The following is a 20,072-nucleotide window of genomic DNA, read 5'->3' on the forward strand; positions in this document are numbered from 1 at the left end:
ATCAGGGCAGCTGGATCGTGCCGTCCACCAGGCGCGGGATGCCCAGCGGGTTCGCCTCCTTCAGGGCGGGCGGCAGCGCAGCATCCGGAGTGTCCTGGTAGGCGACCGGCCGCAGGAACCGCCCGATGGATGCGGTGCCCACCGAGGTGAAGTGCGGCGCCGTCGTCGCCGGGTACGGCCCGCCGTGCTGCTGCGCGTACGTCACGGACACGCCGGTCGGCCAGCCGTTCCAGAGCACGCGGCCCGCCTTCGCGGCGAGCAGCTCGATCAGGTCGCCGACGCTGTCGTCGTCCTCGCCGTGCACCGTCGCGGTGAGCTGGCCGTTCAGGCTGCGAGCCGCGGCGAGCAGCTCGTCGTCCGAGCCGTAGCGGACGAGCAGGGCGGCAGGCCCGAAGTGCTCCTCCAGCAGCTCCTCCGGATGCGCGAGGAAGGTCGCGACGTCTGTGCCGTACACCGTCGGCGTCGGCTGGTCTCCGCGCTCGGCCGACCCGGCGAGGAGGTCGACGCCGTCGCGACCGGCGAGCGGGTCGAGGCTGCCGTAGAAGCCGTCGCGGATCGTGTCGGAGAGCATCGGGCCTCCGTTGCTCGCGCGCACCGCATCCACCACCAGTTGCTGGAGCGCAGACGACTCCGGCACGAACAGGACGCCCGGCTTCGTGCAGAACTGGCCGACGCCGAGCGTCATCGACGCCGCGAAGCCGTCGGCGATCCGCTCCGCCCGGGCCGCAGCGGCCGCCCGCGTCACGAAGACGGGGTTGACGCTGCCGAGCTCGCCGTAGAACGGGATCGGCTCCGGCCGGGATGCTGCCAGGTCGAACAGCGCGCGCCCGCCGGACAGCGACCCGGTGAAGGTCGCGACCGCGAGCCGCGGGTCGAGGACGAGTGTGCGCCCCTCCTCTCTGCCCTCGACGATCGCGAACGTGCCGCCGGGTGCCCCCGCCTCGTCCAGTGCAGCCAGAATGTGCCCCGCGACCGCCCGGCTGAGCTCCGGATGCGCGGGGTGCGCCTTCAGGACCACCGGCGCTCCCGCCGCGATGGCCGCCGCGGTGTCTCCACCGGCAACGGAGAAGGCGAATGGGAAGTTGCTCGCCGCGTAGACGGCAGCCGGCCCGATCGGGCGGAGCACCCTGCGCAGGTCGGGGCGGGCGCCCATCGGCCAGTCCGGATCGGCGTGGTCGATGGTCGCGTCGAGGTAGCGGCCGTCCTCGACCGTCTGCGCGAACAGGCGCAGCTGGAAGGTGGTGCGCACCAGTTCGCCGGTGAGGCGCTGCGTGGTCAGGTGGCTCTCGCGCGCGGCGAGGTCGACCAGGGCGTCCGCGTCGGCATCCAGCCGGTCGGCGATGGCGCGCAGCCAGGCGGCGCGCGCGGCGGGGGTCGAGAGGGCCAGCTGCGGGGCGGCGGCTGCCGCGTCCGTCATGGCGGTCTCGACGTCCACGGTGATCGTGTCCGATGCTGTCATCGCGTTCCCTCCTTCTGGGTGCCGACGAGCGATACCCCGTTGACCAGGCGCCCGACCCCGGCGATGTCGACGGCGACCTCGTCGCCGGGCAGCAGCGTGAAGTCCGCATCCGGCACCACGCCGGTGCCGGTCAGCAGGATCACGCCGTCGGGGAAGTCCAGCCCCCGGAACAACCAGTCGGCGAGGTCGTCGAGCGTGCGCGCCATCTGATCGGTCGACGCAGAGCCGCTGAAGACCGTCTCGCCACCCCGGCTGATCTCGAGACCGATCGCGAACGGCGCCGCCACCTCCCAGGCCGGGACGATCTCCGGACCCAGCCCGCAGGCGGCGGTGTACACCTTGGCCTGCGGAAGGTAGAGCAGGTTCTCCCCCTCGATCGACCGGCTCGACGCGTCGTCACCCGGCACGTAGCCGAACAGCCCGCCGTGGGCGTCGAGCACGAGGCCGAGCTCCGGCTCCGGCACGTTCCAGGGCGAATCCGCGCGGACGCCGACGTTCCCTCCTGGCCCGATCACCCGCGCGCCCGTCGCCTTGAAGAACAGTTCGGGGCGCTCGGCGGCGTAGACCTTGTCGTACGGTGTCCCGTCGCTCGCCTCCTCGATGCGGCCGTCCCTGCTGCGCAGGTAGGTCACACCGGCGGCCCAGACCTCCTGCTGCGGATCGACAGGCGCGAGCACCCTGGCGGGCACGATGCCGCCGCCGGATGCGCGCTCGACGGCGCTGCGCGCATCCGGAGCAGGCAGCCGGAGCAGCTCGGTCAGGGTGAGGCCGAGCGGCGAGTACTCCTCACCGCGGCGGACCGCCCAGACGATCTCGCCGCCGGCCTCCACCCTGGCGATGGCCGTGTGCGGCCGGGCTGTGGCGGTGTTCTCGGTGCTCAATGGGACTCCCTCGTGACCACCGAGCCGCTCGACCCGACGAGGAAGTCGAGGTCGGCGCCGGTGTCTGCTCCTTGGACGTGTTCGATGTACAGCTTCTGCCAGCCGCGGTCTGCCGTCGCGAAGCCGTCGACCTCGCGCTGGGCAGCGGTCCTGCCCGCCAGCTCCGCCCCGTCGACCAGGAGTTCCAGTCGCCGGTTCGGCACGTCGAGCGAGATCAGGTCGCCGTCCTGCACGAGCGAGAGCGGTCCGCCGGCGGCCGCCTCGGGGGCGACGTGCAGCACGACGGTGCCGTATGCCGTTCCGGACATACGTCCGTCGCTGATCCTCACCATGTCGCGAACGCCCTGCTTCAGCAGCTTCTGCGGGATGGGCATGTTGCCCACCTCCGGCATTCCGGGGTATCCCTTCGGCCCGCAGCCGCGGAGGACGAGCACGGAGTCCGCGTCGACGTCGAGGTCCGGGTCGTCCAGGCGCGCGTGGGCGTCTTCGATGGAGTCGAAGACGACGGCCCGCCCGGTGTGCACCAGCAGCTCGGGGGTCGCGGCGGCCGGCTTGATGATCGCGCCGCGCGGGGCGAGATTGCCGTGCAGGACCGCGATACCCGCGTCGTCCTGCAGCGGGTCGTCGCGGAGCGTGATCACGCCGCTGTCCCACACCTGGTTGCCGCCGAGGTAGTCGGTGAGCGGACGCCCGGTGACGGTCTGCGCCGCCGGGTCGAGCAGATCGGTGAGCTGGTCGAGCACCGCGAGGAAGCCGCCTGCGCGGAACAGATCCTCCATCAGGTATGCGCCCGCCGGCTGCAGGTTGACGAGCAGCGGCACCTGGCCGCCGATCCTGTCGAAGTCCTCCAGGGTGAGGTCGATGCCCAGCCGCCCGGCGATCGCCAGCAGGTGCACGACGGCGTTGGTGGATCCGCCGATCCCGGCGAGCGCGACGATCGCGTTGTGGAAGGACTCCTTCGTGATGACCTGCGAGATGCGGCGGTCCTCCAGCGCGAGCTCGACCGCGAGCCTGCCGGACGCGTGGGCGGCTTCGAGCAGGCGGCTGTCCGCGGCAGGCGTGCCCGCGACACCGGGGATCGTCATGCCGAGGGCTTCGGCCATCAACCCCATCGTGGATGCGGTGCCCATCGTGTTGCAGTGCCCCTTGCTGCGGATCATCTTCTTGTCCGTCGCCTCGAACTCCGCCTCGCTGAGCGTGCCGGCCCTGACCTCCTCCGAGAGCTGCCAGACACCGGTGCCGCAGCCCATCCGCTCCCCGCGGAAGTAGCCGTTCAGCATCGGGCCGCCCGGCAGCACGACGGCGGGGATGTCGACGGACGCCGCTCCCATCAGCAGGGCGGGGATCGTCTTGTCGCAGCCGCCGAGCAGCACGGCGGCGTCGATCGGATTGGCGCGCAGCATCTCCTCGGTGGCCATCGCGGCCAGGTTGCGCCAGAGCATCGCCGTCGGCTTGACCAGGGTCTCCCCCAGCGACACCATCGGCACGTTAACCGGGACGCCGCCCGCCTCCCACACTCCCTGCTTGACGTATTCGGCCACCTCGTTGAGGTGCATGTTGCACGGCGTCAGGTCGCTCGCCGTGTTCGCGATGGCGATCTGCGGCCTCCCGTCGAACGCGTGATCCGGCACGCCTCTGCGCATCCACGCCCGGTGGATGTACGGGTCGCGGCCGTCGCCGCCGTACCAGCCCTGTGATCGGACCATCGAGTGAATCTCCTTCGATTGATGTGCCCTACGGCACGAGTATGCCCCGCCCGACAGCACCGGCGGTGAGCCGCCGGTACGCCTCGGCGAAGTCGGTGATGGGGAGGCGGTCGCCGATCAGCCTGTCGATCGGCAGCTTCCCCGCGAGATAGAGGGCGAAGATCCTCGGCAGGTCGAGCTGCGGGTTGCTCGACCCGTAGAGCGAGCCGACGACGCGCTTCTGCCGCTGCACGAGCTGGTTGAGCGGCACCTGGAATCCGGCGCCCGCCGCTCCCAGGCCGACGGCGACCAGGGTGCCGCCCGGCGCGACGCACTCCACGGCCTGCTCCAGGGTCTGCGCTCGGCCGACGGCCTCGATCGCCCACGGCACGCCCGCGCCTCCGGTGATCTCGAGCACGCGAGCGACCACATCCTCGTCGCGACCGTTGATGGTGTGCGTCGCGCCGAGGTCGCGGGCGAGTGCGAGTTTGGCATCGTCGACGTCGATGACGATCAGTGGATGCGCGCCGACGAGGGCAGCGCCCATCACGCTGGACAGCCCCACCCCTCCGGCGCCGAGCACGAGCAGCGGCCGCCCTGCCGCCTCCCGCACCTCGTGGAACACCGCCCCGACACCGGTGATCACCGCGCAGGCCGAGATCGCCGCTACCTCGGGCGGCACCCCATCCGGCACGGGAACGGCCGCGTTCTCGTTGACCACGACACGGTCGGCGAAGCAGGAGACCCCCATCAGGTGGTGCAGCGTTCCGCCGTCCGGCAGCGACAGCCTGCTCGTGCCGTCCGGCAGCCCGCCCGACCCGGCCTGAACGGGGCCACGCTCGCAGAGCACCGGATTTCCGGAGATGCACGCCGCGCAGGTGCCGCAGCGCGGACGCCACAGCAGGGCCACCCTGTCGCCGACGGCGAACCTGCCGGACGAGCCTGCACCGACCTCCTCGACGATGCCCGCCCCTTCGTGCCCGAGCACGAGGGGCAGCGGCGCCGTGAGGTCGCCGGTCATGTAGTGGTAGTCGCTGTGGCAGACACCGGCGGCCTCGATGCGGACCAGCAGCTCCCCGGCACGCGGCGCCGACAGCTCCACCTCTTCGAGCAGCGGATCGGCGTCCGGAGACCGGAGCACGATGGCGCGCACGGCGTCAGGCCTGACCGGCGGAGGCTGTGGGGACGGTCGGCTGGTCCTGACCGCCCACCAGCTGATCCAGCAGGCTCTCGCGCACAACGCACTGCTCGAACGAGAACGAGTCGGCGAGCGCATCCAGTTCGTCGTCGGTCAGGCCGCGGAACAGCTCGGCGTACTCGTCGGCGAGCGGCTGGGCGAAGAGGATGTTGTTGAGCACGGTCGCGACGGTGTCGAACCGGCCCCACGGGTACGGCGTCCAGGCCGGGAATTCGCGCGCGGCGAGGTCCTGCACGGCCTGGCTGACCTCGCGGACGCCGTCGCCGCCGAGTCGGTCGCTGCCCCACTGGTCGGCGGCGAGGCGGTTCTTCTTGGCGACGAAGGCGTCGAAGCGGCGGCGGTACGGCGAGTCCTCCGTCACGGCGACGAGACCTTGCCTGCCGAGATCTTTGTACATCCAGCTGGTCCAGCTGACCTCGAACTCACGGTAGAGGTCGAGCTGGTCGGCGAGGAGCTGCCTGCGCATCGCGTCCGTGCGCTCGTCGCCGGTGTAAATGGGAGCGAACTCTCCGACGAAGATCGGCGTGCCCGTCCGCCTGGCGTATTCGGAGCGCTGCAGGAACTTCTGCCTGGCGTAGTCGGCGTCGATGTACGTGCCGTCCGTGTATCCGGGGTAGTCGCCTCCGCGGCCGAGCCCCGCCGCGACGTAGTCGTGCAGCGAGTACACGGTGTTCGGCCACGGTTCCGCGTCGAACATGTCGAACTCCGTGGAGTAGGTGTTCCCGTCGAGGTAGATGGTGTGGTCGGGGTCGATGGCGCGCACGGCCTCGAACAGGCGGCGGTAGAGCGGGCCGACGACGACACGGGACTCGTCCGCCGGTTCGTTCATCAGGTTGTATCCGGCGACCCAGGTGTTGTCATTGTAGTGCTCGGCGATGGCCTTCCAGATGTTCTCAACCCGGTCCTGGAAGTGCGGGTGCTGCCACAGGTGCGGCTCGTGGGTGGAGTTGTCGGAGTGCCAGTGGTGGTTCTGGCTGCCGGGGAGGGCGTGCAGGTCGATGACCGAGTAGATGCCGTGGCGGCCGGATGCCTCGATCGCGCGGTCGAGGTGGTCGAACGCGGTGGGGAGGATCGTGAACGGGTCGGCGTCCGACTCGAAATGGCGGTAGTTGACCGGGATCCGGACGATCGTCATGCCGAGCGAGCCCAGGAACTCCGCGTCGGCCTCTCCGTAGAACGCGCTGAGCAGCCGCTCGAAGAACCGGCCGGCTCGGTCGGCCCCGATCACGCCGGCGACCTTGTCGCGCATCAGCGACTCGTTGGCCGCATAGCCGGTGATGAAGTTCTCCATGTTCAGCCATCCGCCGATGCAGACGCCCGTGAACCGGATGGGACGCCCCCATCCGTCCAGGAATCCGCTACCGTCGATGGAGACGAAACCGGGTGGACGTCCGGAGCTCTCGTTGCCTGATCCCACTGTTCTGACCTCACTGTTCTGACCACGTCGTCACGAAAAGTTTCGTTAAATTTACGACTTATTTCGTCGCGCTCTCAGGCTAGGGATGCGGCCGGAAGGTGTCAAGCGCGCCGATGCGGAGCGCGGCTATCCTGTGCCGATGAGCCTTGAACTGTGCGTCCTGCTCTGGGCGTCCGACGGCAATGACGACGCCCTCTCCCGCTACGAGGACACGGTCCTCGCACTCGTGCCCGAGCATGGAGGCCGGGTGGTCAGCCGGGTGCGCCGCATCGGAGACGGCGACGCCCCGCTCGAGGTGCAGGTCATCCATCTGCCAAACGACGCAGCACTGCAGGCGTACCTGACCGACCCGAGACGAGTGGCACTGGCCGACGTGCACCGCGAGGTCGTGGCCCGCACGGAGCTGATCCGGGTGGAAACGCTGGTCTAGCCATCGCCGCCCCCATCCGCCCGGACGGAGGATATACTGTCCTCAAGACAGCATTTCGAGAGGCGGCAGCGATGGCAGTGGATGAGGTTCCCGGCACGACCCCCGGGCTGCCCTATCGCTCCGGCCAGCTGGCCGCACTGCTCGAGGTCTTCGCGCTCTGGTCGTCCGGCGCGTTCATCCGGGGTCTCGCCGGCCGGGTCGGCGTCGAGCTGGATACCACGGCGATCGTCGCCATCACCCTGCTGGCCAGGGACGGCGAGCAGCGCGCATCCACCCTCGCCTCCCGGCTGCACGTCGGAGCGTCAGCGATCTCGAAGCTGAGCGCCAGGCTCGGCGCGCACGGGCTCGTCGAGAAGCGCGACGATCCGGAGGACTCCCGCGCGACACTGCTCCGGCTGACGGAGGACGGCACCGCTGCGGCGAACGCCCTGGTCGACGCGGGCGACGCCATGATGGCCGACCTCCTGCAGACCTGGCCGGACCGCGACCGCGACGACTTCCGCCGCCTCCTGCAGCGCTTCAGGGACGAGGCCGTCGCATACGCTGCGGGCGTCTCCGACCCCGCAGCCACCACAGCACGACCGCCTCAGACCGACACACCCGCATCACCCGAGAAAGAAGAGAAATGACCCGCACCTACCTCGTCACCGGAGCCGCGAGCGGCATCGGCAAGGCCACAGCCGAACTCCTGCGCTCCGGCGGACACCGCGTGATCGGCGCCGACCTCGCCGGCACCGACATCTCCGCCGACCTCTCCACCGCGGAGGGACGGGCGACGCTCGTCGAGAAGGCGACAGAGCTCTCCGGCGGAGTGCTCGACGGCGTGCTCGCCGTCGCCGGGCTGAGCGCCGGCATCCCCGTCACCGCAGCCGTCAACTACTACGGCGCCATCGCGACGCTCGACGGGCTGCGCCCGCTGCTCGCCGCCTCCAGCGCTCCCCGCGCCGTGGCCGTGGCGTCGATGGCCTCGCTGCAGAGCCACGACGAAACGCTGGTCGACCTGCTGCTCGACGGCACCGAGGAGGATGCGCTCGCCCGCGCCACCGTGCTCGCCGAGTCCCCGGCCACCGCGCACCAGATCTACTCGTCGAGCAAGCGCGCGCTCGCCCGCTGGCTGCGCCGGAACGCCGCGACACCGGAGTGGGCGGGCGCGAGCATCCCGCTCAACGCCATCGCCCCCGGCGTCGTCCTCACCCCGATGACCGCGGAGCTGGTCGCCACCCCGGAGGGCCGCGCCCGTCTGAACGAGCAGGTGCCGATGCCCCTCAACGGGCCGTTCGGCCCCGAGGTCGCCGCCGAGCTGCTGGTCTGGCTCGCCGGCGAGCAGAACTCGCACCTGTGCGGACAGGTGATCTTCGTCGACGGCGGCTACGAAGTCACCGTGCGCGGCGACAGCACCTGGTGAGCTGATCCGGACGGCCGCGAGCGGAGGGATGTCCGCTCGCGGCCGCTTTTGTTGCTATGGTCTGGATAGTTATTTCCACGTTGCAACTCTCGATGATGAGGATGTGATGGGTCCACGAACCGAACCCGCAGCCCCCGCAGCAACCCGCGCGACCCGTCCCGTCCTCGGCGGCAGGACCTGGCTGGCGCTCGTCGTCGTCGGTCTGGTCGGCCAGCTGGCCTGGACCGTCGAGAACATGTACCTCAACGTGTACGTGTACGACACCATCTCCCCCGACCCCAACGTCATCGCCATCCTGGTCGGGTCGAGCGCGGTCGCCGCGACCGTCGCCACACTGCTTGTCGGAGCCTGGTCCGACCGGATGGGTCGCCGCCGCGCGCTCATCGCCGTCGGCTACGTCGCCTGGGGCATCTGCACGGCCGCGTTCGGATTCGTCGGAGCCCCGTCCGGTGCTGAAGCTCCCACCGGGGCCGCCCTCATCGGCGCCATCGTCGCGATCGTGCTGCTCGACTGCGTGATGAGCGCGTTCGGCTCCGGCGCCAACGACGCCGCATTCAGCGCGTGGGTGACAGACTCCACCGCTCCGGCCAACCGGGGCAGGGTCGACGGCGTGCTCGCCGTGCTCCCGCTGATCGCCATGCTGCTGGTGTTCGGGCTGCTCGACGGCCTCACCCGCGCCGGAGACTGGAAGCTGTTCTTCGGCGTGGTCGGCATCATCACCATCGCGACGGGCGCGCTGTCGTGGTTCCTCATCCGGGATCGCGGCGTTCCGGCCAGGCGGGAGCGCATCCTGAGCGCAGTGGTGCACGGTCTGCGCCCGAGCACGGTCAGGCGACAGCCCGCCCTCTATCTCACGCTGGCGATCTGGGCCGTCATCGGCACGAGCACCCAGGTGTTCCTGCCCTTCGTGATCATCTATCTGCAGCGCTACCTCCGCATCGAGTCGTACGCGCTCGCCCTCGGAATTGTCCTGATCCTGGCGTCCGCGCTGAGCATCGTCGCCGGCCGCGTGATGGACAGGGTCGGCAAGGCCAGGTTCCTGCTCCCCGCCGTCGGCGTCTTCGCTGTCGGCCTGATCGCCATGACCTTCGCGCGCGACCTGCCGCTGGTCATCGCGGCGGCCACGGTGATGATGGCGGGCATGATGGCGTCACTGGCGACGGTCTCCGCGATGACCCGCGACCACACCCCGGCCGACCGTGCGGGTGCCGTGCAGGGCATCCGGATGATCCTCGCGGTGATGATCCCGATGATCGCCGGTCCGTTCCTCGGTGCCGCTGTCATCTCCGGTGCGGCGAACACGTACACCTCGCTCGGCGTCGTGCAGCCGGTGCCCGGTCCGGAGATCTTCGCGACGGCGGCCGTGGTGCTCGTGCTCGTTCCCGTGCTCGTCGCCGTGCGCGCGAAGTGGGGCCGCTCGTGAGCCTGAGGACGCCGTGGGCCGACTCCCTCGACCGGGATGCCGTGCTGCAGGAGTACCCGCGACCGCAGCTCGTGCGCGACAGCTACCTCAACCTCAACGGCCGGTGGGAGTACGCGATCACCGACAGCGCAGAGCATCCGGTGGACTGGGACGGAGACATCCTCGTGCCGTTCTCCCCGGAGGCGGAGCTCTCCGGCGTCGGGCGGCAGCTGCTTCCTGGACGGCACCTCTGGTACCGGCGCACGGTGCGCATCCCGAGCGGGTTCGCGGAGGACAGGGTGCTGCTGCACTTCGGGGCCGTCGACCAGGACTGCGTCGTGTACCTCGACGGCGTTCGGGTGGGCGGGCACTCCGGCGGGTTCCTGCCGTTCTGCATCGACCTCGGTTCCGCTCTGTCCGACGAGGCCGAGCACGTACTGACCGTCGACGTGGTCGACGTCAGCGACACGAGCCACCGTTCCCGCGGCAAGCAGGCGTTGCGCCGCGGGGGCATCTGGTACACCGCGCAGTCCGGGATCTGGCAGACGGTCTGGCTGGAGTCCGTGCCGGCGGTGCACGTGCAGCGGCTCGACATCCGGCCGCTGCTCGCGGACGCCACGGTCGAGGTGACCGTGATCGGCAGCGCCGCCTCGACGACCACCGAGGCCACGGTCGTCCTGACCGCCGACGGCGCGGTGGTGTCGAGCGGCAGCGGCAGGCCGGGCGAGCCGATCACCCTCCCCGTCGACGACGTGCGTGCGTGGAGCCCGGAGGATCCGTACCTCTACGACCTCGAGGTGCGACTCGGCACCGACAGCGTCACCAGCTACGTCGGGATGCGCTCCGTCGGCGTCGAGCGCGACGGGAACGGCATGCCCCGGCTGCTCCTCAACGGCCGCCCGTACTTCCACGCCGGCGTCCTCGACCAGGGCTACTGGCCGGACGGCCTGCTCACCGCACCCTCCGACGACGCGCTCATCCACGACATCCAGAGCATGAAGGAGCTCGGCTTCACGATGCTGCGCAAGCACATCAAAGTCGAGTCGCTGCGCTGGTACCACCACTGCGACAGGCTCGGGATGCTCGTGTGGCAGGACATGGTGAACGGCGGCCGCCGGTACAACCCGGCGGTCATCACCGCACCGGTTCTGCTGCCCGTGCGCATCGACGACCGGCGGCATCTTGTCTTCGGCAGGCAGGATGCCGCGGGGCGCGAGGAGTTCCAGCGCGAGCTCGCCGAGACCGTCACGCTGCTGACGAGCGTGCCGAGCGTGGTGGCCTGGGTGCCGTTCAACGAGGGCTGGGGGCAGTTCGACGCCCTCGACGCCGTGGAGCGCATCCGGTCGCTCGACCAGGACAGGGTCATCGACCACGCGAGCGGCTGGCACGACCAGGGCGGCGGCGACCTGCGCAGCCTGCACGTCTACTTCCGCCGCATCCGGCCGTCCAGGAGCTGGGGCCGCGACGGGCGCGCCGTCGTCGTGTCCGAGTACGGCGGGTACAGCCTCCGCCTCGCGGGGCACGCGTTCAGCGACCGCGAGTTCGGCTATCGCAGACTCCCGTCCGTCTCCGCGTTCACGGATGCGTTCGCCGCACTGCACAGGAACGAGGTGCTTCCCGCCATCGCGGAGGGGCTGTCCGGGATCGTGTACACGCAGCTCGCCGACGTGGAGGACGAGCTGAACGGCCTCCTCACCGCCGACCGGACCGTGCTGAAGGCCGACGCGGACACCGTCCGCACGATCACCCGGGAGCTGGCCGCGCGGTTCGCGCTCGTCGCCCCACCGAACCTGCCGGCACACGAAGGAGTCCAGGATGGGTCACAGAATCGTCGAGCGTGAACTGACGGAGCCCGTGTCGCTCTGCCTCGCGGATGGGCGGCTCGACCGCCGCTCGGTCGGCTGGTCGCGCACACCGCTGCACGACACGTCCGGCATCGACGGCCGCACCGTCTGGGGCCGCAACAAGCGCTGGGAGTACTGGGCCGTCACGACGCCGACGCACATCGTGTCTCTCACCGTCTCGTCGCTCGACTACGCGGCGGTGCACGGGATCATGGCCCACGACATCCGGTCGGGCGCGACCGTCGAACGCGGAGCCGTCTCCCCCCTCGCTGGGAGCGCGACCCTCCCTGCCCGGCTGGGCGCGTCGTCCGCCAGGGCGCGCACCCGCTCGCTGTCCATCGACATCGACGAGCTGCCGGGCGGCACGCGCCTGCGGGGAACAGCACCCGGCGTCGCCTTCGACATCACCGCCGAGCGTCCGGACGGACACGAGGTGCTCGCCGTCGTCGTCCCCTGGTCGCACAAGCGCTTCCAGTACACGGTCAAGGACGTCGCGCGCCCCGCCACCGGCTGGCTGGACATCGACGGCACGCGCGTGGAGCTGCCGTCCGGCGAGAGCTGGGCCGTGCTCGACCACGGCAGAGGGCGCTGGCCGTACCGGATGCGGTGGAACTGGGGCGCGGCATCCGGTGTGGTCGACGGGAGGACGATCGGCCTGCAGCTCGGCGGGAGGTGGACGGACGGGACGGGCTCCACGGAGAACGGCGTGCTCGTCGACGGCGTGCTGCACAAGATCAGCGAAGAACTCGACTGGGAGTACGACGAACGGGACTGGCTGGCGCCGTGGCGCATCCGCGGCAGCAGTGTTGACGTGACCTTCGTGCCGTTCTGGGACCACACGAGCTCGACGGAACTGGTCGTGTTCGGCAGTCGCGGCCACCAGTGCTTCGGCCACTACTCGGGATGGGTCGACATCGCGCAGGGGCGCATCCGGATCGACGGGCTGCTCGGCTGGGCGGAAGACGTGCGCAACCGCTGGTGATGCTCAGCCGATGAGCGCGTGCGCCCTGGCCGGGAACGATGTCGGAGACTCGGCGAGCAGCGTGAAGACGCCGAGCTCGCCGATCACGCTGTGCAGCACCCAGGTCCTGCTGTGCAGGCCGCCGGACGACGCGTAGTCGACCACGATCATGTCCGGATGCGGGGCGTCGCCCTCCAGGCGCAGGATGCGGGCGGTGCCGGAACCGGCGGGCCCGCTCAGCCAGGCCGAGCATCCACCCTGGTCGTCGCCGGAGCGGGGAGAGGCGATGGCGAGTGCTGCGTCGCTGACGCGGAGCACGGCGGGAGTCTGGCGCGTGGTCTTCACTGACATGGTGCGGTCTCCGATCGGTGCGGGTGGTGGTGCTGTGAAGGTGGTGCTGTGGTGCTGTGGTGAGCGGGGCGCCGCATATCGGTACAGCGCCCCGCTCGGCTCCGGCTGCGGAAGTGGACCTACGCAGTGGCGTCCGGAGCGGTCGGTGCGGGCCCGAAGGCCCGGGTGAGGTGCGTCACCAGCGGCGTTCGACCTCCTCGACGTGGCCGAAGACATCCGCGAACTCGACGACCTCGCCGGTCTCGAGCGTGATCCGCCCGGAGTAGTGGCCGAAACAGCTGTCCGCCCTGCTCATCACGATCCAGCGGTCGAACACGTGCCGGGAGTGGTGTTCCGGGGTGAAGGTGACCTCCACGCCGGGACCGGTGAGGGTCCAGGGCCGCAGCCACGCCGTCGGGTCGTAGCGCCAGTCGAGGTGCGAGCTGATCTTGTGCAGGCGGCCGTCGACGCGGATCCAGTTCTCGGTCGACGGGGTTCCGTCCGTCCACTTGCCGCCGAACTGCAGCCCGAGCTCCCGCCCGTCCGCGCTCAGGCCGTTGCCTGCTCCCCAGTTCCAGAAGGTGAAGTAGGGCCAGCGGCCACGACCGCGGTCGTGCACGGCGTACGACTCGTCCGGCTCGATGTGGTGGGTGACGCCGTCCACGACGATCACGCCCTGCGCGCGCAGGCAGTTGTCCTTCTTCGTGTATTGGAAGACGCGGTCGCTCCACGGGACGACGACGCCCATCGACTCGTGATCCGGTTCGCCGATGATGCGCAGGTCGACCGAGATGCGCGCAGACTCGGCGTGCAGCACGGTGTTCACCCCGCGCGGCGTCATCCTGACCAGCACGTCGTTGCGGCTGCCCTCCATCGGCTCGCGATTGGTCTCGTCGCGCATCCCGCCCGCTCCGGGGAACCAGGTGTTCCCACCCTGCCGGATCTCGGTGTACGTGGCGCGGTCGAGGTGGGTGACGGAGACGTTCGCGCGGTAGTCGTGGTGCGAGATGTTCATCGTGACGATCGACGTCGGCGTGACGATGGCCCAGTACTCGAAGCGCTTGTTGCGCCCCCAGCCCGGCAACCCCGTCCTGTGCAGCGCCCTGCGCGTCCAGCCGACCGCCGCCGGGTTCAGCTTGCCCGATGGGAGGCACAGCTCCGTCGTCTCGGTGATCTCGCGCTCGATGACGCTCTCGCCACCGGGCTCCACCTGTTTGAGAGGTAGCCTCACTCGTTCCGGCCTTTCTGTCTGTCGTCGTTCATGGGATCAGCCCTTCGTGGCGCCGTCGGCGAGGCCGCGGATCAGCCACTTCTGGACGAGGAGGGCGAGGATCACGACGGGCACGACCGTGAGCATGCCGGCTGCGGACAGCGCTCCCCAGTTGGCGCCGTGCTCCGTGTCGCCCGCCATCCCGGCGATGGCGACGGGGAGCGTCGTGGCCTTGCGATTGGTCAGCACCAGGGCGAAGAGGAGCTCCTCCCAGGCCAGGATGATGCTGAAGATGAAGGTGGAGATGAGTCCGGGCGCGGAGATCGGCACGATGATCCGGAAGAAGGCGCCCATCCGGGAGCAGCCGTCGATCATCGCCGACTCCTCCAGCTCCTTGGGCAGCGCGAGGAAGAACCCGCGCATCAGCCACATCACGTACGGGATGACGAACGAGCAGTACGCGAGGATCAGCGTGATGTGCGTGTCCGTGATCCCGAGCGTGCGGGCCACGAGGAACATCGGCACGGCCAGGGCGATCGGCGGAACACCGCGTGACGCAAGGATCAGCACGCCGATCGTGGCCGCGCCCTTGATCTTCAGGCGGGAGAGCGCGTAGCCGGCCATCGCTCCGGCGACCAGCGACAGGATGCCCGCCCCGCCCGCCACGATGATCGTGTTGATCATCTTCGGGCCGAGGCCGCCCTGCACGAACGCCTGCACGTACTGGTTGAGCGTCGGATCGAAGAAGATCGTCGGCGGGGTGGTGAAGATGTCCCTCTGCTGCTTGAACGAGGTGAGGAGCATCCAGAGCAGCGGAAGCAGGAAGAGCGCGCAGATGATGACGCCCGACCAGATGCGGGCTCGCTCGCTGCGGCGTCGCCGGACGATGGCGGAGGTCTTGGGCTGCTTCGTCTGCTCCCTGAGACTCTCCCTGTCCCTGGTGATCGTGGTCACAGTCTGTCCTCCAGTTTCTTGCTGCCCAGCAGGAACACGAACGTGAGGATCATCGTGATGACGAGCACGATCACCGCCATCGCCGACGACTCGCTGAACTTGAGCAATCGGAACGCCTGTTGATAGATGAAGAGGTTGACGACGTTCGTCGCCTCCCCCGGGCCGCCGTTCGTGGTCGCGAGGATGATGTCGAACATCTTCACCGCCCCCAGCCAGCGCACCACGAAGGTCGCGGCGATGATCGGGCCCAGCATGGGGAGGCTGACCGATTTGAGCGTCTGCCACCAGTTGGCCCCGTCCACCTTGGCCGCCTCGAACACGTCCTTCGGCAGCGCGAGCAGCGCGGCGGCGGCGATCAGGGCGACGAACGGCACGGAGCGCCAGGTGTCGATGAGAACCACGCTGATCATCGACATGGTCGCGTTGCCGAACCAGTCGATCGGCGGGATCCCGAACAGGCCGAGGAACCACCCGACCACACCCCAGAGCGGGTCGAGGATCATCTTCCAGATCCCGCCGGAGACGACGGGGGCCACGACCATCGGGATGAGGAAGAGGGCGCGGACGATGCCACGCCCTCTCCACTCGGCGTTCATCAGATAGGCGATCCCGAAACCGAGCACGATCTGCAGCGGAAGAGCGAGCACCAGGTAGATGCCGGTGACGACCAGGGAGTTCTGGAACGTCTCGTTCTGCAGTGCAGCCGTGTAGTTCTCGAGACCGACCCATTCGGTCGGTGAGAACGTTGCGAGGTCGAACTTCGAGAAGCTGATCTGCAGCGTGTAGAGCAATGGATATGCGAGGACAGCGGCGAGGAGCACCGTTGCCGGCAGCATGAACGTCCATCTGCTGAAGATGTCCCGCATCCGCGAGACGCGACGAGCGCGGTCCACACGCTGTCTCGTGAGTTCGACCGTCATGTTCCTACTTCTTCAGGAGTTTGTTGATCTGATCCGTGGCCTTCTTCAGCGCGTCCTCCGACGACGCCTGGCCTTGGACGGCTGCACTCGTCTGGTCGGCGAGGACCTCCTGGATCGCGTTCGACTCCGGGCTGCGGGGCCGCCACATCTGGCCCTTCTCCGCCACGTCGTACGCGCTCTGGATGGTCGTGAAGACCGGGGAGAGCCACGCCTGCTCGGGGGTGGTCGCGAGCGTCGACTTGCGGGCGGGGAACGATCCGAGGGTGTTGGTCGTCCAGACCTCGCCCTTCTTCGACGTCATCCACTGCAGGAACGTCCAGGCCGCCTCCGGGTGCGTGGAGTTCTTGAAGACCGAACCGCTCCAGATGCCGCGGTGCGTGCTCGGCCCGTCCGAACCGGCCGGCATCGTCTGGATGCCCACCTGGTCCGGCGTCAGCTTCGTGACGGCCGGGTCGACGGCGGCGCTCTTGTACGCGCTGCCCCAGGTGAAGATGGAGGCGACCTTGCCCTGGCGGAACGCATCCAGGGGCTCGGTGTAGTTGTAGTTCGTCGCTCCGGGAGGCGCGTACTTGAGCAGGTCGACCTGCGTCTGCAACGCGGCAGCGCCTTCCTTGGTGTCGAACGTCGGCTTCATGTTCTTGTCGAACAGAGCGCCTCCGTTGGAGTTGAGGACGGCCTGCCAGACCGGCGGGGAGAGCACTCCACGCATCCAGGTGAGCCCGACCGCCCACGAGTCGACCTTGCCGTCTCCGTCGGTGTCCTGCACCAGCGACGGAGCCTCCTTCAGGTACTGGTCCCAGGTGAGCTCGGGGGTGGGCTCTGCGAGACCGGCCTTCGCGTACAGCGCCTTGTTGTAGAACATCAGCAGCATGTTGGAGCGCAGCGGGACGCCGTACTGCTTGCCGTCCCACTCACTGGATGCGAGGGGCGCCGCGTTGAAGTCGGCCCAGTCGTACGCCTTGTCCGTCCACTGCTTCGCGTCGTTCTTGAGGTCGAGCAGCACCCCGGCGTTCGCCAGCTGCGGCGTCCACGGGTCGTCGAGCGTGATGAGGTCGTACTGGGGCTCGGGGTCCGTGCCGTTGAGCAGGCCCTTCGCGAGCAGTTCGGTGTACGGCACGGCGTCGATGGTGACGTCGATGTACGGGAACTCTTTGTTGAACTCGGGGACCAGCTGGTCCTGCCACTGCTGTGCGAACGCGTCGTTCGACATCATCGTGATCTTGACGTGCTTCTTGGCCGTTCCGATGCCTCCGCCGTCCGCGGCGGGCGCTTCGCTGGTCCCGGTGCACGCGGTGAGTGCGATCAGGCTGAGTGCCGCAGCTCCTGCGACTGCCAGCAGCCGTTTCGGCCGCCGTTGGGTGCCTGCTGTCATACAGATCATCTCCTCGTCGTTGAATGGATGTTCGTGGTCGGTGGCCGCTGGGCGCTTCGAGGAGGGGGTGCCTCGATGTGGTGTGCGAAACGGTGCTCCGGCCGGAATGTGAATGCCGGAGAGCTGGCGCCGGGGGTGTGGCGAGCTGCTCTGCAGAGACACTCAAGCAGACATTCCAAAATATTGCAACGTGGAAACATGCAAATGTGTCAACGTTGCAACAATCTGCTCCCCTACGATGTGACCGTGACCAGTATGGACGAGCAGACACCGGGCCGACGATCGGGAGCACCCACGATCAAAGACGTGGCCGCGCTCGCCGGCGTCTCGTACCGCACGGTCTCGAACGTCGTCAACGGGCACAAGTACATCAGCGAGGCGACCCGCACGAAGGTCGAAGCGGCGATCGCCGAGATCGGCTACCGCCCGCAGCTGGCGGCCAGGCAACTGCGCAGCGGACGGAGCAACCTGCTCACCCTGTCCGTGCCGTTCGTCTCCCACCCGTACTTCGCCCAGCTCGCCCACGCCGTCGTCACCGAGGCGGAACGGTTCGGCTACGACGTGGTGATCGACGAGACCAGGGGCCTGCTCGAGCGGGAGCTGCGCGTGGCGGCCGGATTCCGCACGATCCTCACCGACGGGATCCTGTTCAGCCCCCTCTCGATCGACCTCGAACGCTTCGAGGCGGAGCGCGGCTCGACCCCGCTGGTCCTCCTCGGCGAGCGCTTCCGCAGCGAGCGGATCGACAGCGTCGTCGTCGACAACGTCCGCTCCAGCTACGACGCGACGATGTGCCTCATCGAAAGCGGCAGGCGCACCCTCGGCTTCCTCGGAAACGTGAAAGTCGGAACGATCGGCGCGGCCCCGGCCGACCTCCGCATCCGGGGCTTCCAGAAAGCCCTCGACGAAGCAGGACTCACTGCGGACCCGGCGCACATCGTCACGGTGTCGCGCTGGGACCAGTCGAGCCCGGACGGCGACTACTCGCGCGAGGAAGGCTACGAGCGCACGAAGGAGTTGATCGAGCGGCTGGGTGCTGGTGGCGCGGGCGGCGCATCCGGCGCATCCAACCCCCTCGGCGGCCTGGACGGGCTGGTGTGCGCCAACGACCTTCTCGCCATCGGCGCGTTGCGGGCGTTCCGCGAGGCGGGCATCTCCGTGCCGGGCGACATCGCGGTGGTCGGCTGGGACAACACCGCGGAGGCCGCGTTCTCCGCCCCGTCGCTGACCACCATCTCCCCCGACCTGCACGAGATCGCCCGGCTGGCGATCGTCGCCATGTTGCGGCGCCTCGACGAGCCGGAGGCCGAGCCGCGCACCGACCACGCGCCGTACAGCCTCGTGCGCAGGGAGTCCACCGCGGTCGGCTGAGTGTCCCATAAATATTTCCACGTTGCAATAAGACAAGGATGTCTGATTGGATGCACGCATGACGCACCACGAGCCGCCGATGCCACTCGCCGGGGTGCCACTCCCCGGGGCACCGCTCGCGGGCATCCGGGTCGCCGACTTCACGCGCATCCTGGCCGGCCCGTACGCGACCATGATGCTGGCCGACTTCGGCGCGGACGTCGTCAAGATCGAGAGCCCGCTCGGCGACGACACCCGCCGCTGGCTTCCGCCCACCGACGAGCACGGCGACTCCACGTACTTCTCCGGCGTGAACCGCTCCAAGCGCTCCGCCGTCTGCGACCTGCGCACCCCGCAGGGCCTCGCCACCGCCCGCCGCCTCGCGCACACCGCCGATGTGGTGATCGAGAACTTCCTCCCGGGGACGATGGAGCGGTTCGGCCTCGGCGACGCCGCCGTCCGCGCGGCTAACCCCGGTGTCGTCTACTGCTCGATCACCGGGTTCGGACCGGGAAGCGACCTCCCCGGCTACGACCTGCTCGTGCAGGCGGTCGGCGGTCTGATGAGCGTGACCGGCGCGGCAGACGGACCTCCGACCAAAGCGGGCGTGGCCCTCGTCGACGTGCTCACCGGGCTCAACGCCTTCTCGGGCATCCTGCTCGCCCTCCGCACCCGCGAGACGACCGGACTCGGCGACCATCTCGACGTCGACCTCCTCAGCACCCTGCTCGCCGCCCTCACCAACCAGGCGTCGGGCGCGCTCGCCACCGGCATCGACCCAGGGCGTCTCGGCAACGCGCACCCGAGCATCGCCCCGTACGAGCTGTTCGCCTGCCAGGACCGCGAGCTCGTCATCGCGGTCGGCAACGACCGCCAGTTTGCCGCCCTCGCCGACGAGCTGGGCCGCCCCGACCTCGCCGCCGACGAGCGTTTCCGCAGCAACGCGCAGCGCGTCGGCCACCGGGATGCACTCCGCCGCGAACTCGAGTCCGTCCTCCGCACCGCTCCGGCCGCGCACTGGAAACAGCGCCTCGACGCCAGGGACGTGCCGGCCGGGCTGGTCAACACGATCACCGAGGCCGTGGCGCTCGCGGAGAGCCTCGGCGCGCATCCGGTGCAGCAGCTGGTCGACGACCGGGGCGAGGTCGGCGGCCGCCAGCCGGCCAACCCCATCCACCTGGCCGGTTCGCCTCCTCGGCCCGGCCGCACCGCGCCCGGCCTCGGCCAGCACGCCGACGCCGACTGGCTCCCCGC

At 69.4% G+C, this 20,072-nt stretch carries 18 protein-coding genes; 8 read left to right on the plus strand and 10 right to left on the minus strand.

Translation table 11 applies throughout. The features are described from left to right. Nucleotide 1: 1 nt before the first annotated feature. Genes B7438_RS07535 through B7438_RS07555 form a run of 5 tightly spaced genes read right to left on the minus strand, consistent with a single transcriptional unit; the run spans nucleotide 2 to nucleotide 6,640 of the window. Complete coding sequence (locus tag B7438_RS07535) at nucleotides 2–1,459, minus strand: aldehyde dehydrogenase (NADP(+)) (RefSeq protein WP_085368921.1); 1,458 nt, start codon at nucleotides 1,457–1,459, stop codon at nucleotides 2–4. After that, entirely contained in the window at nucleotides 1,456–2,340 is an 885-nt protein-coding gene (locus B7438_RS07540) for a fumarylacetoacetate hydrolase family protein (RefSeq protein WP_085368922.1), read from the minus strand. The genes B7438_RS07535 and B7438_RS07540 overlap by 4 nt, the downstream gene beginning before the upstream one ends. After that, the gene (locus B7438_RS07545) at nucleotides 2,337–4,106 is read right to left on the minus strand and encodes an IlvD/Edd family dehydratase (RefSeq protein WP_256921909.1); all 1,770 of its coding nucleotides are present in this window, start codon (nucleotides 4,104–4,106) and stop codon (nucleotides 2,337–2,339) included. Before B7438_RS07545 ends, B7438_RS07540 begins: the two co-directional genes overlap by 4 nt. Continuing rightward, nucleotides 4,075–5,178, minus strand: a complete 1,104-nt coding sequence (locus tag B7438_RS07550) for a zinc-binding dehydrogenase (RefSeq protein WP_218775147.1) — start codon at nucleotides 5,176–5,178, stop codon at nucleotides 4,075–4,077. The genes B7438_RS07545 and B7438_RS07550 overlap by 32 nt, the downstream gene beginning before the upstream one ends. A 4-nt stretch (nucleotides 5,179–5,182) precedes the next feature. After that, nucleotides 5,183–6,640 (minus strand): glycoside hydrolase family 5 protein, encoded by a 1,458-nt coding sequence (locus tag B7438_RS07555; RefSeq protein ID WP_218775148.1) that lies wholly within the window; start codon nucleotides 6,638–6,640, stop codon nucleotides 5,183–5,185. 139 nt (nucleotides 6,641–6,779) lie between these two features. Between B7438_RS07555 and B7438_RS07560 the strand changes: the two genes are divergently transcribed. The 6 genes from B7438_RS07560 to B7438_RS07585 all read left to right on the plus strand — a co-directional run bounded on the left by B7438_RS07560 (nucleotide 6,780) and on the right by B7438_RS07585 (nucleotide 12,703). Next, on the plus strand, nucleotides 6,780–7,070 hold the full coding sequence (locus tag B7438_RS07560; RefSeq protein ID WP_085368948.1) for a hypothetical protein: 291 nt from the start codon (nucleotides 6,780–6,782) through the stop codon (nucleotides 7,068–7,070). Between the two features lie 71 nt (nucleotides 7,071–7,141). After that, the gene (locus tag B7438_RS07565; RefSeq protein WP_085368924.1) at nucleotides 7,142–7,699 is read left to right on the plus strand and encodes a MarR family winged helix-turn-helix transcriptional regulator; all 558 of its coding nucleotides are present in this window, start codon (nucleotides 7,142–7,144) and stop codon (nucleotides 7,697–7,699) included. After that, nucleotides 7,696–8,475 carry an SDR family oxidoreductase gene (locus tag B7438_RS07570; protein ID WP_085368925.1) on the plus strand — a complete coding sequence of 260 codons (780 nt, stop codon included), beginning with the start codon at nucleotides 7,696–7,698 and terminating at the stop codon, nucleotides 8,473–8,475. Before B7438_RS07565 ends, B7438_RS07570 begins: the two co-directional genes overlap by 4 nt. Nucleotides 8,476–8,581: 106 nt before the next feature. Next, a complete protein-coding gene (locus tag B7438_RS07575) occupies nucleotides 8,582–9,898 on the plus strand; it encodes an MFS transporter (protein WP_085368926.1) in 1,317 nt (438 codons plus the stop codon). After that, nucleotides 9,895–11,718, plus strand: a complete 1,824-nt coding sequence (locus tag B7438_RS07580) for a glycoside hydrolase family 2 protein (RefSeq protein ID WP_085368949.1) — start codon at nucleotides 9,895–9,897, stop codon at nucleotides 11,716–11,718. Before B7438_RS07575 ends, B7438_RS07580 begins: the two co-directional genes overlap by 4 nt. Next, nucleotides 11,693–12,703 carry a DUF2804 domain-containing protein gene (locus B7438_RS07585; RefSeq protein WP_085368927.1) on the plus strand — a complete coding sequence of 337 codons (1,011 nt, stop codon included), beginning with the start codon at nucleotides 11,693–11,695 and terminating at the stop codon, nucleotides 12,701–12,703. Before B7438_RS07580 ends, B7438_RS07585 begins: the two co-directional genes overlap by 26 nt. 3 nt (nucleotides 12,704–12,706) lie before the next feature. Here B7438_RS07585 and B7438_RS07590 read toward each other — a convergent pair whose 3' ends face one another. The 5 genes from B7438_RS07590 to B7438_RS07610 all read right to left on the minus strand — a co-directional run bounded on the left by B7438_RS07590 (nucleotide 12,707) and on the right by B7438_RS07610 (nucleotide 17,468). After that, nucleotides 12,707–13,033 (minus strand): hypothetical protein, encoded by a 327-nt coding sequence (locus tag B7438_RS07590; protein WP_143465700.1) that lies wholly within the window; start codon nucleotides 13,031–13,033, stop codon nucleotides 12,707–12,709. Nucleotides 13,034–13,208: 175 nt separating this feature from the next. After that, complete coding sequence (locus tag B7438_RS07595; protein WP_085368929.1) at nucleotides 13,209–14,243, minus strand: DUF2804 domain-containing protein; 1,035 nt, start codon at nucleotides 14,241–14,243, stop codon at nucleotides 13,209–13,211. 36 nt (nucleotides 14,244–14,279) lie between these two features. Further along, complete coding sequence (locus B7438_RS07600) at nucleotides 14,280–15,176, minus strand: carbohydrate ABC transporter permease (protein WP_210723965.1); 897 nt, start codon at nucleotides 15,174–15,176, stop codon at nucleotides 14,280–14,282. Beyond that, complete coding sequence (locus B7438_RS07605; RefSeq protein ID WP_210723966.1) at nucleotides 15,173–16,096, minus strand: carbohydrate ABC transporter permease; 924 nt, start codon at nucleotides 16,094–16,096, stop codon at nucleotides 15,173–15,175. Before B7438_RS07605 ends, B7438_RS07600 begins: the two co-directional genes overlap by 4 nt. Nucleotides 16,097–16,100: 4 nt before the next feature. After that, entirely contained in the window at nucleotides 16,101–17,468 is a 1,368-nt protein-coding gene (locus B7438_RS07610) for an ABC transporter substrate-binding protein (protein WP_085368930.1), read from the minus strand. Nucleotides 17,469–17,723: 255 nt separating this feature from the next. Between B7438_RS07610 and B7438_RS07615 the strand changes: the two genes are divergently transcribed. Then, nucleotides 17,724–18,839: a LacI family DNA-binding transcriptional regulator gene (locus B7438_RS07615; protein WP_256921913.1), complete on the plus strand. Its 1,116-nt coding sequence runs from the start codon at nucleotides 17,724–17,726 to the stop codon at nucleotides 18,837–18,839. A 58-nt stretch (nucleotides 18,840–18,897) separates the two neighbouring features. Beyond that, on the plus strand, nucleotides 18,898–20,072 hold a 1,175-nt coding region (locus B7438_RS07620; protein WP_256921911.1), incomplete at its 3' end, for a CaiB/BaiF CoA-transferase family protein.

This window comes from Leifsonia sp. NCR5, from assembly GCF_002105485.1.
GTDB lineage: Bacteria > Actinomycetota > Actinomycetes > Actinomycetales > Microbacteriaceae > Leifsonia.

What these genes read in the sequence shown, in the direction of transcription:
- B7438_RS07565 (WP_085368924.1), top strand. Translation starts at nt 7,142, where the DNA reads ATGGCAGTGGATGAGGTTCCCGGCACGACCCCCGGGCTGCCCTATCGC.
- B7438_RS07560 (WP_085368948.1), top strand. Translation starts at nt 6,780, where the DNA reads ATGAGCCTTGAACTGTGCGTCCTGCTCTGGGCGTCCGACGGCAATGAC.
- B7438_RS07535 (WP_085368921.1), bottom strand. Translation starts at nt 1,459, where the DNA reads ATGACAGCATCGGACACGATCACCGTGGACGTCGAGACCGCCATGACG.
- B7438_RS07575 (WP_085368926.1), top strand. Translation starts at nt 8,582, where the DNA reads ATGGGTCCACGAACCGAACCCGCAGCCCCCGCAGCAACCCGCGCGACC.
- B7438_RS07590 (WP_143465700.1), bottom strand. Translation starts at nt 13,033, where the DNA reads ATGTCAGTGAAGACCACGCGCCAGACTCCCGCCGTGCTCCGCGTCAGC.
- B7438_RS07610 (WP_085368930.1), bottom strand. Translation starts at nt 17,468, where the DNA reads ATGACAGCAGGCACCCAACGGCGGCCGAAACGGCTGCTGGCAGTCGCA.
- B7438_RS07615 (WP_256921913.1), top strand. Translation starts at nt 17,724, where the DNA reads ATGGACGAGCAGACACCGGGCCGACGATCGGGAGCACCCACGATCAAA.
- B7438_RS07585 (WP_085368927.1), top strand. Translation starts at nt 11,693, where the DNA reads ATGGGTCACAGAATCGTCGAGCGTGAACTGACGGAGCCCGTGTCGCTC.
- B7438_RS07570 (WP_085368925.1), top strand. Translation starts at nt 7,696, where the DNA reads ATGACCCGCACCTACCTCGTCACCGGAGCCGCGAGCGGCATCGGCAAG.
- B7438_RS07605 (WP_210723966.1), bottom strand. Translation starts at nt 16,096, where the DNA reads ATGACGGTCGAACTCACGAGACAGCGTGTGGACCGCGCTCGTCGCGTC.